The 15,112-nt window shown below is 46.1% G+C and carries 8 protein-coding genes; 3 read left to right on the top strand and 5 right to left on the bottom strand.

Translation table 11 applies throughout. The features are described 5' to 3' along the window. The first annotated feature begins 68 nt into the window (after positions 1–68). The gene (locus ACLVWP_RS02835; protein ID WP_413559948.1) at positions 69–752 is read left to right on the top strand and encodes a TorF family putative porin; all 684 of its coding nucleotides are present in this window, start codon (positions 69–71) and stop codon (positions 750–752) included. Here ACLVWP_RS02835 and ACLVWP_RS02830 read toward each other — a convergent pair. Together ACLVWP_RS02830 and motA are read right to left on the bottom strand one after the other, a co-directional pair. Beyond that, positions 724–1,683, bottom strand: coding sequence for a flagellar motor protein MotB (locus ACLVWP_RS02830; RefSeq protein ID WP_413559947.1), 960 nt, complete (start codon positions 1,681–1,683; stop codon positions 724–726). The genes ACLVWP_RS02835 and ACLVWP_RS02830 overlap by 29 nt on opposite strands. A 53-nt stretch (positions 1,684–1,736) precedes the next feature. Beyond that, entirely contained in the window at positions 1,737–2,603 is an 867-nt protein-coding gene (motA, locus tag ACLVWP_RS02825; protein ID WP_413559945.1) for a flagellar motor stator protein MotA, read from the bottom strand. Positions 2,604–2,707: 104 nt separating this feature from the next. On the opposite strand from motA, the gene ACLVWP_RS02820 reads away from it, so the two are divergent. Both ACLVWP_RS02820 and ACLVWP_RS02815 read left to right on the top strand, forming a co-directional pair. Then, the gene (locus ACLVWP_RS02820) at positions 2,708–4,516 is read left to right on the top strand and encodes a protein-disulfide reductase DsbD family protein (protein WP_413559943.1); all 1,809 of its coding nucleotides are present in this window, start codon (positions 2,708–2,710) and stop codon (positions 4,514–4,516) included. Between the two features lie 74 nt (positions 4,517–4,590). Continuing rightward, positions 4,591–9,300: an Ig-like domain-containing protein gene (locus ACLVWP_RS02815; RefSeq protein WP_413559941.1), complete on the top strand. Its 4,710-nt coding sequence runs from the start codon at positions 4,591–4,593 to the stop codon at positions 9,298–9,300. Between the two features lie 62 nt (positions 9,301–9,362). Here the strand turns inward: ACLVWP_RS02815 and ACLVWP_RS02810 are convergent, their stop codons facing one another. The 3 genes from ACLVWP_RS02810 to ACLVWP_RS02800 all read right to left on the bottom strand — a co-directional run bounded on the left by ACLVWP_RS02810 (position 9,363) and on the right by ACLVWP_RS02800 (position 14,991). Continuing rightward, positions 9,363–10,709 carry an alkaline phosphatase D family protein gene (locus ACLVWP_RS02810; protein WP_413559939.1) on the bottom strand — a complete coding sequence of 449 codons (1,347 nt, stop codon included), beginning with the start codon at positions 10,707–10,709 and terminating at the stop codon, positions 9,363–9,365. Between the two features lie 101 nt (positions 10,710–10,810). Beyond that, on the bottom strand, positions 10,811–11,575 hold the full coding sequence (locus ACLVWP_RS02805; protein WP_413559937.1) for a hypothetical protein: 765 nt from the start codon (positions 11,573–11,575) through the stop codon (positions 10,811–10,813). A gap of 53 nt (positions 11,576–11,628) precedes the next feature. Continuing rightward, a complete protein-coding gene (locus ACLVWP_RS02800; RefSeq protein WP_413559935.1) occupies positions 11,629–14,991 on the bottom strand; it encodes a Calx-beta domain-containing protein in 3,363 nt (1,120 codons plus the stop codon). Between the last annotated feature and the right edge of the window lie 121 nt (positions 14,992–15,112).

Here is a 15,112-nt window from a genome sequence, read left to right as displayed (position 1 = left end):
TGGTCCAGTATCCCAGCGGCTTTTCTTTGATTTTGTAGTTTCTTCGTTCACAATGAAATGCACTATCTATGCGAAGATACATCAGTTTTATCATTATTCTATTAGGCCTTGTTCACTCCACCAGCCACGCCGCGGAGAACACTCCGACGTTTAAGCTATCAGGGGACGTGAGCTTATTAACTCATTACGTAGAAAACGGGCTGTCACAAACTGACAACTCACCTGCGCTACAAGGTTCCTTCTGGTTTAACTTTGGACCTCAGTTCCGCATGGGACTTTGGGGCTCCAACGTTCACTACGATAATGGTGGAGATAATTTCAATCTGCGCGGGAATGCCGATATCAAAATTGATTTCAGCACGACTTCTAACGCCGTCATCATGTACACGTACAGCAAGTATTTTAACGAAGATGAGCGCACTGGAAATATCTTAGCACTACACCTCAACTTCGGCACCTATCGCGTGATGTATGATTCCATGTCCAACTGGGAAGGCACGCACAAGCGCAACACGCGTTTGGGTTTCGGCAAAGCCACGCAAGTTTTTACGGATTGGATTTGGGATAACGAAATCGGTTACAACTCTCCCGACGTCAATGAAATCAGCAGCTACTTTGATGCTCGTACGGCTCTGGGAACTAACTGGGGAGTGATCTTTTTTGAAGGTGCCGTGACCGGCACCTCTGCACCCAGCGACCTGAATGGCGCTGGCGATATCTTTGTTATTCTGTCAGCGAAGACGGGCTTTTAGCTTCGTCTTTCAATTCTTGATCGATTTGCTCACGAAGAGGCTTAGCTTTTTGAGCTTCTTCTTTACGACGAGTCGATACTTGGTTCACGAAGTTATCATAAACCGACATATCCACATTCTTCGTACCGAACATTGTTTCAAGCTTACGTTGCTTACGACCATCTGAAGTCGTCTCTTTTTGGGCGATCTTCACTTTAATGAAACCAACCAATTTCTTAGGATCAACTTCACCGCGTTTTTCTTTAACGCTGATTGCACCACTTACAGAAACTGTGCTGCTTTCAAGAGAAGCAGAGATTTTGTTACGAACGATGTCCAAACGTTGTGAAGCCACGCGGTTTGCTGTCATCGCCGAACCATCTGGTACGGATTGTACGAAGAGACCTGAAGTCAGCTTGATCTCTGCATCTTTCAAACCTGCCGTCACACCTTTGATTTTGTCCATGACATTAACAAAGGAAGCATTTGGATCTGAAGATCCACGTTCAAACAACATGTAATCAGGAATGTCGAAATCAAAACCATCGGGAGTGACTACTACGTTTTTAGCGACATCATTCATCTGGTCAGCCATGTACGCAGCAACAACTTTCGCGGAACCCATATCCAATAGATTTGGAGTTTTATCCATTGGCTCCATGAAACTTTGGAAGGCCTTAAGCGGCTCATTCAAAAGATCCAAGAAAAGTTTTTCAAGAGTTAGTTCAACCCCGAAGTTTTGGAAATTATATTCAATAACTGAAGGTGTAGAGAAGTAATCGGATACTGCTTTTTTCGTTTGGTCAGATTGACCTACGATCCACATAACGAGGAAGAAGGCCATCAAGGCCGTCATAAAGTCAGCAAGGGCAACCTTCCAGGAACCCCCGTGTCCACCACCGCCTTGGACGATGATCTTTTTGATGACGATTGTCTGTTTCTTCTCTGCCATGATTCTTCCTTAATCCAGAGGGAGCCCTGTTCGTGGCTCCCGTACTGTTAGCATTATGCAGCTTTCTTAATCTCTTTTGTCGCTTTATCGATCTCAGCGAACGTTGGTCTTTCCTCAGGCATGATGGAACGACGAGCGAACTCCACACACACGATCGGAGGTGCACCACGTTGCAAAGCTACTAGAGCAGCTTTGATACAACCAAGGTAACGACCTTCTGCCTCGATATCGGCAGCAATTTTTGTTGCAGTTGGCTCGATCAAACCGTACGCACAGAAAACCCCTAACATCGTACCCACGAGGGCATGGGCAACGTACTCACCGATAACTTCTGTACCCGCCGTCAAAACACCCATGGTTTTAACGATACCAAGTACGGCGGCAACGATCCCCAGACCCGGGAAACCACCGGCTACGGCGGCGATCGCATGCTGCGCTAGATGTTCCTCTGCGTGGATACCTTTGATATCCGCATCCAAAAGATCATCAACGTCATATGGTGAAAGTTCTGAAGACAAAGTCACTTTCATCGTGTCGCAAAGAAAATCTACGGCATGGTGATTGTGCATGAAGCTTGGGTAAGCTTTAAAGATGTCAGACTTTTCTGGTTCCTCGATATGTTTCTCGATACCTTGAGGACCTTCTTTTCTGAAGACCTGGAAAAGTTGGAAAAGCATTTGCAGAAGTTCGACATAGTCAGACTTCTGAGGACCTTTCGCTGTCATCGCTTTGATGGAAAGCTTAAAGCCCATCTTTACGATCTTCATTGGATTGGCAATTACGTAACCACCGAATGCAGATCCCCCGATGATAACCATCTCAAGACCGGCGGCTTCAATGATAACGCCCATTTTACCGTGACCGGCGATATAACCACCGAACACTGTCGCAAAAACTATCAATATACCTACAAAACCCATAGAATATGACCTCTTCAGGTGAACTATCGGATTGATACGTGTTAGAATTGAGTCATCGGCAAATAATCTTGCCCATGGTCCGGAGAGGGAATAAGACAATTAATATGAAAGCAACTCTGCAGAACCTTTTCATCATCGTTACTTTCCTTATGACCGGTCTAACGTCCTGGGCGCAAACTACGGCCTCCGAGACAGACCCGCTCTTAGTCGAGACTCAAGTCCTTCCTTATGAATGGAGTCCGGGCCAAGGTGGTTCACTTAAGTTCAAATTAAAATTGCCAGAAGGTTTTCACGCTTATGAGGATCAATTCAAAGTTGTGATCTATGAACCAGATGGATTTAAAGTTGCACCCTTCCAATTAGAACCAATTACTAAGTGGTACGATAAATTCTCGAAAAGAGAGCGCACTGGTTTGGTGGGTGAAGGGACTTTGTCTGCGCACATTGAAGCCCCTACTCGCTTTTTGAAAAAGCACAGCAAGATGAAGTTGGAACTTACTTACCAAGCTTGCTCTGACCAATTCTGCTTATTCCCGACAACAAAAACTTTAGAAGTGCCAATTGTCACACCAATGGTTGAGGGCGAAGCACAACTACAAGCTGGCACCGGATCGCACGAAGATCCAAGTGGATTCTTCGACAGCTCGAACTTCAGCAAGTACTTGGGTTCCAGCATGATCGCTGGTTTGATCTTCGTTTTCTTTGCGGGGATCTTCACAAGCTTCACTCCTTGCATCTTTCCGATGATTCCGATCACTTTGGCAGTTTTAGGAAATCACTCGGAAGAACGCTCTCGCCTCCAGAATTTCTTAACTTCATGTATTTATGTTTTAGGTATTGCGACGACTTATTCCCTTCTAGGCCTGGCTGCTGCCAGCAGCGGGAATATGTTTGGAGCATCACTCGGAAATCCTTACGTTCTCTCGGTAGTTTGCGTGATTTTCTTAGCGATGGCTTTGTCGATGTATGGTCTTTACGATTTGCAAGTGCCTGCATTCCTACGCAATCGCCTGGGCGCGAAAAAACAAAAGCAAAGTATCCTAGGAATTTATCTGACGGGATTATTTGCCGGGATCGTTGCAAGCCCATGCGTCGGACCCGTGTTGGTCGCAATTTTGACTTACGTGGCTTCGACTAAGAACATGCTGTTTGGTTTCTTGTTCTTATTTGTCTATGCCTTAGGTTTAGGGCTGATCTTTATCGCTCTAGGTCTTTCCAATCAGTTAGTGAAGTCTTTGCCTCGCTCAGGTCCGTGGATGGTTTGGTTCAAATTCATCTTGGGTACACTGATGCTTTCGGCATTTTACTACTATTTAGAATTGCTCTTCCCAGCTCGTTGGTTCGATGGATCTCTGGGATTAGGCCTGGTTGTCATAGCAAGCGTCTACGGCGCGTTCCTGCCAACAAAAGGTGGCGGCAATACTCCACGCAAGCATATCCAAAAAGGTGTCATGCAAGCTGTTCTGATCGTCGGTATTGGGTATATCGTTCTGTCAGTATTTGATCTGCGTCCTTATATCCGTGGTCGCATCATGGCCGATAACTCCATTAATCAGATTCAAATGATGAACTGGCAACCGTACACTGATGAAGCCTTGGCTCAAGCGGTGAAAGAAGGCCGTCCTGTGATCATTGATTTCTGGGCGGAGTGGTGTGCTGCTTGTCACGAGCTTGCGGAAAACACATTCACGGATCCACGTGTTCGTGCAATGGGTGGAAACTTTGTGCTGTTGAAATACGACGCCACAAAAGAATCCCCACAATTGAAACAGCTGAAAAAGAAATACAACATTCAAGGTTTGCCGACAGTTATTTTCTATAACTCTAAAGGCGTTTGGATTGATGGTTTGACGCTGACTCAGTTTGAAAGAGCCGACAAGTTCTTGCAACGAATGGAAAAAGCATCCAAGTAGGACCAAACTCCATGTTAATTACATGGATACAATAATCTAAAGAAATCCACGCTTTATTCCGAAAAGATATCGGAATGAGGCAGCAAACTTACCTTTCTGAATGTTTCCGAAAGCTTGCTCAAGTTCTCGCAATTACTGCGGGAACTGCCGTTATTTCTGCTTGTAGTATCAGCGCCAAGATCTTTGATGGCTTGAGCTCAACGCCTCCCACAGCCCCGACTCTACTATTAAGCTCCACAGTGACAGGACCTAGCAACGTCTCAAATTGGAACGTCTTACTGACTTCCTCTGAGGCCCTGTCAGCAATTAGCATGACTGATTTTGTTCTTACGAATTGCACGATCACTTCAATGAGTGTGATCGATTCAACTCATTGGAACTTGGTTGTCACACCAACCGCGGAAGGTCCCGTGAGTATTTCACTCCCCGCAAGCTTTGCAACGGGAACGACCACATCTATAGATAACGAAGCGTCGAATGTTCTATCGATGGTCAGCGACATTACTGCCCCTCAAGTTACACTGGGATATCTGGGAACCAATCCGACGAACGTAAGTCCTTTAGTTATAGACGTTGTTTTTGACGAAGACGTTTTACAACCGGAGATTTCAGACTTTCAAGTTACCAATGGTTCCGTTGATAGCATCACTGGAAGTGGACGTGTCTATTCTATTGAGATCACTTCGTCATCGAATCTTGCGACTGTGGGAGTTCGATATCTTGCAAATAGAACGACGGACTTAGCAGGAAACAACAACACTGTTTCAAACAGTCTCTCTATTGATTTCAACTCGAATCGTCCATTGCCAACACTCTCGACGTCAGCAGGTACGCACACCAATACCGCGGCGATCACTGTCGACGTCAGTTTTTCGGCAGCAGTCACGGGATTTGATTCCTCGGATTTGGATCTAACCAATGCCACTGTTAGTGGTTTGACTGGCAGCGGAGACACCTATAGCTTCACCTTAACAGCGACCGCTGAAGGTGACTTCAGTGTGCGAGTAAAAAATAATGCTGCGACCGATGCGAGTTCTAATTTATCTTCGACTTCGAATCTTTTAACCGTCCGTTACGATGCCACAGTTCCGACTGTGACCTTATCAAAAACTGAGGCAAGTCCCACAACACTTCAAGCTATCACGATCACTCTGACTGCAAGTGAATCGATCACAGGACTAGCACTGACTGATTTCACTACGACTAATTTAACTCTGAGTTCACTTTCAGGTTCTGGATCTTCATACACACTCACTGCAACAGCCAATGCTGAAGGCAGTATCTCGATCCAACTTCCTGCAAGCGTCGTCGCAGATGCTGCAAGTAATGCAAATACGGCGTCTAATACACTGACTTGGTATTACGACACAGCAGCTCCGACAATCACTATTGCTTCAACACAGGCACCTTCAACGAACGTCTCGCCTATCGCTGTGACATTTGAAACCAGCGAAGCAGTGACAGGATTTACATCATCCGATGTGTCTGTGACCAACGGGACTCTTAGTAATTTCACTTCGGTGGATTCAACTCATTGGACTGCGGATGTCACACCAACAGCTGACGGAACTGTTTCAATTTCGGTTGCGGCGGGTAGCTTTCAAGATGGTGCAGGAAAAAATAATACCGCGGGCTCTTTGAGTGTTAGTTATGACGGAACTCGACCGACAGTGACTTTAAGTGGTCTGTCATCTTATTCAACAACATCCCCACTCACTGTTACTGCAACTTTCAGTGAATCGGTGACGGGATTTACAAATTCAGATTTAACGTTGGTCAATGCGACGACAAGTATGACTGGCAGCGGGACAACTTACACAATCACCGTCACACCTACCGCAGAGGGCACATTCAGTGTGACTATTCCTGCTGGGGCCGCCGCGGATTCTTTTGGAAATACCAATACAGCATCAACAACTCACTCCAGTATTTACGATGTGACACCTCCGACATCGACAATCACTAGCGATTTAGGTGTGGCTGCCTTTGAAACTCCGATCCCACTGACAATTCGTTTTAGCGAGATCGTGACAGGTCTGACGACTTCAGATTTCAATGCCACGGGTGGATCTGTGACTAGTGTGGTTGGTTTCGGAAGTGTGTATTACATTTCCTTTGCGGCGTCTGGACCAGGAGCAAAATCGATTTCGTTAAAGGCCTCATCAGTTACTGATGGTGCGGGCTGGGCTAATACCGACACGCCATCCAGCAGCGTATTTTACTACGACACAACGATTACAAATCTAAGCATCACCGAAACTGAACAGGTCATTCCTGAAAATGATGGATCTGCAAAACAATTTACGGTGAACTCTACGGTATCAAAACCCTATGACATTCACTTAACCTACTCAACGACTGGTGACGCCGTTGCAGGTTTCGATCACTCTTTGCCTGTTTCAGGAACTGTGACTCTGCCTGCGAACTCCACAAGCGTGACGGTGCCTTTTACGGTTTCCTCCAGTGCAAGTACTGCGAATAAATATTTCCAGCTAAATTTTAACTACGCCGATACTCCCGTAGCTCGCTTTACTAAGAACTATCAAAGCCGTGTGCTTATTTCAGATGTCACGAATCCCTCTCACGCAGAAATTTTACAGATGTCTGGACGACGCAGAAACCGCTGCGCAATCTATACCGGCGGTGTTCTGAAATGTTGGGGTTACAATATATCTAGCTCGCTTGGTGTTGGCAGTACGGCCGCCAATATTACCACTCCGACGGTCGTCGCCTCTGCCGATACTTACCAGAATGTTTCAACCGGAGAGTTTCATACTTGTGCCGTTACTACGACAGGCAACCTGCAATGCTGGGGTTCACAAAGCAACTATCGCATCGGGGACAACGTCTGGGGAAGCTATCGAACAACACCTGTCAATATAGGCACAGGGTTTTCCTCAGTTTCCACCGGATACAACTATTCATGCGGAATCAAATCAGGACAAGTCTATTGTTGGGGCGTAGATGTTGCCAATGCAACAACGACATATCACACAACCCCCACCCTGATAAATCCAGGCGGGTCTGACCCGTTCACTTCTGTTGCCATGGGATTCGATTCCGCCTGCGCACTAAACTCAGTCGGCGCAGTTTATTGCTGGGGTGGAAACTCGTATGGACAATTAGGTCAGAATACCACCGGCACCACAAAAGTCACAACTCCCGTGGCGACACCGACTGCAACCAACGTCACAAAAATAGAAATCAATTGGACTGCCAGTGGCCATACTCATGCCTGCGTTCTTAATACCTCCAATGAAATTTACTGCTGGGGTAACAATCAGTATGGATACGTGGGAGATGGCACTCAGATAAATAAAATCGCTCCAACGTTGATATCAGGAAGCGATAGCTACACAGACATTAGCGTTGGCGCACAATCTTCCTGCGGCATCACCTCTACATCAACTGTCAACTGTTGGGGCGCAAATAGCTGGATCGCAGGTGGAGCGAATGTCACCGTCGGATGGTTGCTGGGTATGGGCAATGCGAATTTGGGAGCTATGGCTTTAACTCCGACTCCAATTTCAGACACAAGCACCTATTCATCCATCGCTGCCGGGGAAACCACATGCGGTGTTCTGACAAACGGACGAGTTAAATGTTGGGGTGAATACGAATACTTGGGTAGCGGCGATAACACTGAATACACACGCTTTGCTCCAAGCGATGCTGATATGGGACAAAAGTACAAATACGTTTCCATGGGAGGATTCGGCTGCGGCATCACGATTGATGACCAACTAAAATGTTGGGGTAAGAATGTCGACGACTCCGGCACATACTATTCCATTGGCGATGACACGAAACTTTTCCGCCCAAGTCCGGTGATGCTAGATCGTGGACAAACTTACAGCAAAGTTGCCGTAGGAAAATTCCACGCTTGTGCCATTACAACGGATAGAACATTGAAATGCTGGGGCAATAATGCAAACGGACAGTTGGGCACGGGCCTTTCAGGTGCCAGCTACGACAAAATCACTCCGACGATCATCGACGGCAGCAATCAATACATTGATGTCACTGCAGGAAATAGCCACACATGTGCCATCACGACTACCAACGACTTAAAATGCTGGGGCGCGAGTGGTTCAGGCCAAGCAGGGGTCGGCTACACTAGCACCTCTGTCGCATCCCCAACTGTTATTGCATCTGGAACTAAATTTCAGTCTGTTAAAGCTGGTGCCAGCCACACATGTGGTATCACTACCACCAATGATCTCTATTGTTGGGGTTACAACTCATATGCCGAACTCGGTGACAGCACCTACAGTCAACGAAATGCACCTGTTGCGGTCTCTGGCGGCTTGAAATTCAAACAAGTTGCTACCTCCGCGGGTAATGGTGCTTCGACGACTTGTGGAATTTCTAGTGCTGATAGAATTTATTGCTGGGGTAGTAACTTCTATAGCACGAATGGCACAGGTGCCAACAGAACCACACCAGAAGAGATCACTGTCGGCGGAACTTACAGCGCGCTTGCAGGCAATGGCGTAACTATGTGCGCAAAACAGATTTCAAACAGTGCGTGGTACTGCTGGGGGACCTCTGACAACTCAACACAGGGAACTGGTGGTAACGGTACAGGTGGAAACTCTACAACTCCGACAGTTGTTTATGGCGCTGAAAATTATTCGATGGTCGGCGTAGGTCGCAATGCAAGTTGCGCTGTTTTGGCAGGTGGTACGATGAGATGCTGGGGTACTTCTAGCAACTTCCCAGATCACAGTGTCTTCCACTCTTGGTACACACCGATCGACGTAACGAACTGGTTACGACCGTAATTTGCGCCGTCCTCCCAGAAAGTTCAAGGAAACTCCCTGGGAGGCGACTATATCTTTTAAAATTAAACTACAATTTGAGTCGAGAAATTGACTTTTTTCTGCGCCGAACAGCTGTAGATATTCGCTGTGAATCGGCCCGCCTGATGATTCGAATCAATCAGGATATAATTCGGATTCGTTGTACACATCATACGACGGCTGTGGTTAGAGATCTTTTCCAAACCCGGGAAGCATTTGCTATGAACCGCACTTGATGTGATTTCATAAGTTGGATAACCCGTCATCGCAGGCTCAATTCTAGAAATTTCACTGAAATGCACGTCACCAGAAGCAAACACGACTTTGCGTGGAATCTTTTTTAAAGCACTCATGAAAGCATTGAACTGTCCCGGATGTTTAGACATCGATTCTTTGTAAACCATTTTCGGAAAGATCTGGCTGCCATTCATTAGGAATGTCGTTCCTTCAAACGACGAAATCATTTGAAGAGCCCACTCTTCTTGATCTTTACCCCAATGGGCATAACGATCTGTGGAGTTCTTATCCAAGCGCCAGCTGCGATCATCCATCAATAGGAACTGATGCTGACCTGCACGTAACGCCGAAGCCACACCTGGACCTTGTGAAAAGCCCTCAGTGTGCCCTTCCGATTGCGCAAAGAACGCCATAAAGTTCATCTGAGAAGCCAACGTATGCTCCCAAGAAGTCGTATCCGCATCGTCTGTTGCAAAATCATGGTCATCCCATGTTGCGATGATAGGAACTAAGCGTTTTGAATAATAGATTTCTAAAGTGCGACGAGCTTCAGTAAAGCGCAGCCACAAGCGCCGTGGATCGCCGTCTTTATAAGGTCCACCGCCTTTATCGCAATAAACAGAGTCACCAATAAAGAAAACCACGTCTGGAATTTGAGAAACTAGGTTTTGCCAAATTTTAGGTTCATGGCGCCCCTCATCCATGCACGAGCAAAGCGCATAACGCAAAGTCGGCTTATTCAAATCCAAAGTTCCAAACTCACGACGCTCGATAACTTTGTCGTTTGCTCCCAAAAGATCCAAATAGAACACTTCACCTAGGTGAAGATTAGAAAAATACGCTCTGGTGATTTGGTAGGGACTATAAGGTTGAGCAAGGTATTCGACTTTATCTGGTTGCCACAACTCGCCTGCCGCGTTTCTAACGACGACATTGAATTTCAAATCCTTATGATGCTGAATCGAAAACTGCGTGCGAGTTGCATCGGTTGCACCTTGCAAGATCGAAGGTGTATCACGAAGCACGCTTTGAAACGGCAAACCATCAACCGTACGATCATCCTGACCGCCAGCCGCAAGAGTTGGAACGCTAACTGTGGCAGCAATAGCCTGAGTCAGCCCCAACTTAAGAAAGTCGCGACGAAGAAACTCCATCCGTAAGTCCTCCAGAAAAATTCACTCAAATGTGTATGAGTAAATTGCATCAGGGCTTGGTCCAGAAGACAAGCTTCTTACGTCAGAGATACGTCAGGATGTTATTGAGATTCTGTTAACCCTAGGTTCATACTAGATACAGCTTTATTGAATTTTTTAATCACTGCATCTGGGACGTTCCGACTGCAAATCATGTAGCGAGTGTGGGCACCTTTGAGGTCGTCTGGTTTCAACACCACAAAATCTTTGTCAGAAAGTTTGAACTTGCGAACTAGAACTGAAAACTCGCGCTCAGGTAGGAACGTATAATCAGCTCTTCCCGCCTGAATCATGTCGAACAGTTGTTTTAATTCTGAGTTTTCGATTTCAATAACGGTTGTTTTATTTTTTTCGATCAAATCGTCGAGTCGTTCCCCGAATGAAAATTGCGCGCGACGAAGCACCTTGAGCTCTGGCTTTTTCAGTAACGCCTCGGCAGAATTCATCGCGGTATCCACGGTTCCTCGGTGACCCACGACCACCCACGGCCCGTCTTCACAGATGGGTTCGGAAAACTTAAGATATGTTTCCCTCTCTGAGGTCTTTAACCATGCGACTGAACATTCTTGCGCATCGCCAGTTTGAAAATTTGCCATCTGTCGAAAGAACGGAGTTTCCACCACTTGATGATCGAGCTTAGCTTTCTTTAAGGCCTTGCGAACGATATCACCACAGTCACCTGACATTTCCCCAAAGCGCTTCACCAGATATGGTGCTCGCTCGCGATAACGAATTGTGAGTGGCTTAAACGACTCCTCCGCGGATTCAACGGCGAAGGAACTAGATGATAAAACTGCGATTAAAATTACAATCAGAGCTCGTGCCATTCCGTATATTTAAGTCGGAATGGCAGTCTAAACAATAAATGAATGTTATCTTGCTAATTTGAAAGACCGAAGACTGTTCTTGGCAAAACTACGGAACTTGCAACACCGACAAGTTTGGTTGTCATGTCACCCCAACAGTAAAGGTTTGCATCAACTACCGCACAAGTATTATCAGAACCGATAGCAACATTAGTCGCACCACTAGCAAAGATCGTCTTGCGATTTGCAAAGCTGACAATAGCTGACTGCCCATCACCCACTAGACCTTTACTATTTGCACCCCAACAAATAAGTTTACCCTCATCACCTTGAACAAGGCAGCCCGTTCCGATTTCCAAGAATACACTTTTCACGTCCGTCAAAGTTGGCGTCGTCGGAGGAACCTGAAGGTTGCCTAAATCAAGATCTCCCGAACTCTGCCCCCAACAGTGCATGTCTCCATTAGTTTTTACAGCGCAAACACCAGAGGCAAAATAGCCATCTCCTCCGATTGCAACAGAAGCCACGTCTTCTAAAATCGGCGTCGTCGGAATTGCCAGAACAGGCGAAGAACTTGGGCCCTGTCCCGTAGCTGATTTTTCAGTGCGCCCCCAACAGAAGAGTTTATCTTCATCGGAAATCAAACATGTCGTGCCTACTCTTGTCGTGAAGTCTTTAACCCCACTGTTCTTAACTTCAACAGGAACATTCGAACTGCTCAAGGTTCCTGGCTGATATTGCCCATAAGCATTGGAACCCCAGCACCACAAAGATCCATTATTTTTAAGAGCACAACCACCGCGCTCATCAAGCATCACTTTTTTTACATCTTTTGAGAACAATACCTGCGGAGATGTATACACTAACCCGGCACCACCGAGGCCAAAGGCCCCTGACTCATTAAATCCCCAGCAGCGAACCTCGCCATAACTTGAAACAGAACAAGTCGCATTTCTAGCTGCGGAAACCTGAACTTGATTTCTTGCTAGCGATTCCGTAGGAACAACTCGATCAATAGTAGTTCTATCGCCAACCTGTCCACTTGCATTCTTACCCCAACAATCGACAGCACCTGAAGTCGTCACAGCACATGCATGTTTATAATTCACATCACGACTTAGACTAACCTGTGCAACGCCAGCCTTTACCAAAATAGGTGACCATTGATTTTTTTGAGTACTCAAATTTCCCCAACATTGAACGCTTCCGTCAGTCATCGACACACAGTTGGTAACACTTGCGCCATCTATATATGTGTTCGGAAGAAACTTATTAACGCCACCGTCGATCATCTTTTGTGCAACGCTAGTTCCATCTTGGCCTTCAGTATCAGGCAGATCCTTCTTTCTGCCCCAACACCATAAACTTGAATCCGTGCCTTTAATTCCACAGATAGTTTGCTGAGTAACCATGACATCTCTGTACGCGCTAGACAGCAGCGTTGGTGTCGATATATTGTTCGTCGTCGATGCCGTAGGATCTATGAACTTGTTGTAGTTCTCTCCCCAGCAGTAGGTTTCATCCGTTGCACCATTTTTCTTAATCACACAAGCGGCTCCAAAAAAACGTCCAAAGGTAAATGACTCGACATTGGAAGCAACAGGAGTCGCAGATGGTCGATACTGAGTTGTAGTTACACCCATTGGCAAACCAATGGAACTCACGTCGCCCCAACAGTATAAATCTTTAGATGTATTCAGCGCACACATTGTAGTGAAATTTCCGGTGAAGCTAACCCAAAAATCTTGAACAGAGCCCATCAGTTTAATGCGACTTGCGTAGTTCAATGTTAGGTCAGAACTGCTCGTCGAAAATAAGCCTTCTCTATCCGTACCCCAGGCCCAAAGATCTCCCGCTGTATCAAGGAAGGCATGCCCTCTAGGTAAACTAATGACTTTCTTAACACCGCTATTAATATATTTCGTAGGAACATTAATCTGTCCCTCAGATCCCGAACCACTCAATGCACCTTGGTTATCGCGTCCCCAGCACCAAACCTCACCACCAGTTCTGACTGCACAGACAGTGGTCCCTTGCTTAACATCGAAACTTTCAACATTAGTCAAAGTCGGTGTCGTAGGAATTGTGTAGTTATTCGTCGACGTATTATTTCCGAGCTGACCAAAATTATTAATACCCCAACATTTTAAGTTCTTATCACTGTAGAGTGCACACCAAAAGCTAGAGAAACCTCTGAAATCAGTGACTGTCGGAGTTACTGGCCCGTCGTCGTCATTGATATGAATCTCATGAAAAGCGCGAACGCCTCCCGCACCCAAAGAGTTTTTAGACAACATCAAGCGAATGCGCTTTTCCGGCTCAGCAATCGAATCGTCCAAAATTTTTATGTGAACCATTTTAGATTGTTCGCCTATCGCAAAATTCAATTCTGATGTAACTAACGTATAGTCATCACTCGTGGCCTCACCAGATGCTTGAACCGCTACCTTGAATGGAATTGGAGCGGGGGAATTTAGGTGCACAGGAATATAGATATCACCCGCTGACTCACTTACTATTTGCGAACTAGACAAGAACTCTGCCGTCAAAGCTGAGGTGTAAGTCAGAACGCCAGATGTATCCTTAGCTGGCAAAGTCGTAACAGCTGGTTCATTGGCAGGATTGACGATCGTTGCACCAGTCATCGTAATCGCTGCAGGCAAATCAACTCCATCCACGTCATCATCGCCAACAATGATTTCATAGCGGAACAAAAGCTCTGATGAAGAAATTTGCGCAATATAGTTTGCGACTCTATTATTAGATCCCACCTTAACCGTGATAGATGGAGATCCTGTGACCGAAACTGGCTGGTCGTACTTAACAACAACCTCTAAGCCAACACCGTCCAAATAAACATCCGTATCTGGTGCCTTCAATTCCTTAACTTCAGGAATCGTTCTAACTAATATGGGTGTCGTATCCGCTAAAGAATTCGCGGCGCCGGGAGCTGGCAATGTTAGTAAGTTTGCGATTTCATCAGCCGTGCCTGTTGCATCAGCATTCGCTGGCTCGATAGTACCGCCATTCAAATCAATAGCAGTCGTTCCGGTATAATCAAGAGTTGGAGCCGAGTCTCCGGCAACAACTGAATACTCAAACACCAAAGTATCGGTCCCGGAACCCGAGGCATAGTTCGCCTTACGTTTCGTCGTACCCGTTTCTAGTTCTAATGTTGGAGTACCTGTCACATCAACCGGACCCGAGAAGTTCACCGAAATCGGTACAACTTGAGCCGTCGTAAATCTTGGCAGAGCAAAAATGCCAACATTTGAGGCATTCGTAACATCAGCTTCGACCGATAGAACTTTTGGATAGGCTGCTTTTGAAGGGGAATCGATGAGTCTGTCTAGGCCAAAAAGCTTCGCATCTAACTGACCACAGCCAGTTAGAAAGACGAATCCTAGAATTAGAGTGAACACAGACGTTCTAAACACTCAAACCTCAACACGATTTTGATCTTATAGAGGTTTTATCGGCTTCTAACGGGAACGACTACAGAGGTTTTTTATGGAAACATCACAAAGTCTAGCAAACATGTCTTAGTTTGAAACGAAA

The organism is Bdellovibrio sp. HCB209 (assembly GCF_047306065.1).
GTDB lineage: Bacteria > Bdellovibrionota > Bdellovibrionia > Bdellovibrionales > Bdellovibrionaceae > Bdellovibrio.
The sequence above is the reverse complement of the archived record's forward strand: the minus strand, read 5'-3'. Positions and strand labels throughout refer to the sequence as shown.

Bases quoted from the DNA above. Each gene is read 5' to 3' on its own strand.
- motA (WP_413559945.1), bottom strand. From the start codon at position 2,603: ATGGGTTTTGTAGGTATATTGATAGTTTTTGCGACAGTGTTCGGTGGT.
- ACLVWP_RS02835 (WP_413559948.1), top strand. From the start codon at position 69: ATGCGAAGATACATCAGTTTTATCATTATTCTATTAGGCCTTGTTCAC.
- ACLVWP_RS02815 (WP_413559941.1), top strand. From the start codon at position 4,591: ATGAGGCAGCAAACTTACCTTTCTGAATGTTTCCGAAAGCTTGCTCAA.
- ACLVWP_RS02820 (WP_413559943.1), top strand. From the start codon at position 2,708: ATGAAAGCAACTCTGCAGAACCTTTTCATCATCGTTACTTTCCTTATG.
- ACLVWP_RS02805 (WP_413559937.1), bottom strand. From the start codon at position 11,575: ATGGCACGAGCTCTGATTGTAATTTTAATCGCAGTTTTATCATCTAGT.
- ACLVWP_RS02830 (WP_413559947.1), bottom strand. From the start codon at position 1,683: ATGGCAGAGAAGAAACAGACAATCGTCATCAAAAAGATCATCGTCCAA.
- ACLVWP_RS02810 (WP_413559939.1), bottom strand. From the start codon at position 10,709: ATGGAGTTTCTTCGTCGCGACTTTCTTAAGTTGGGGCTGACTCAGGCT.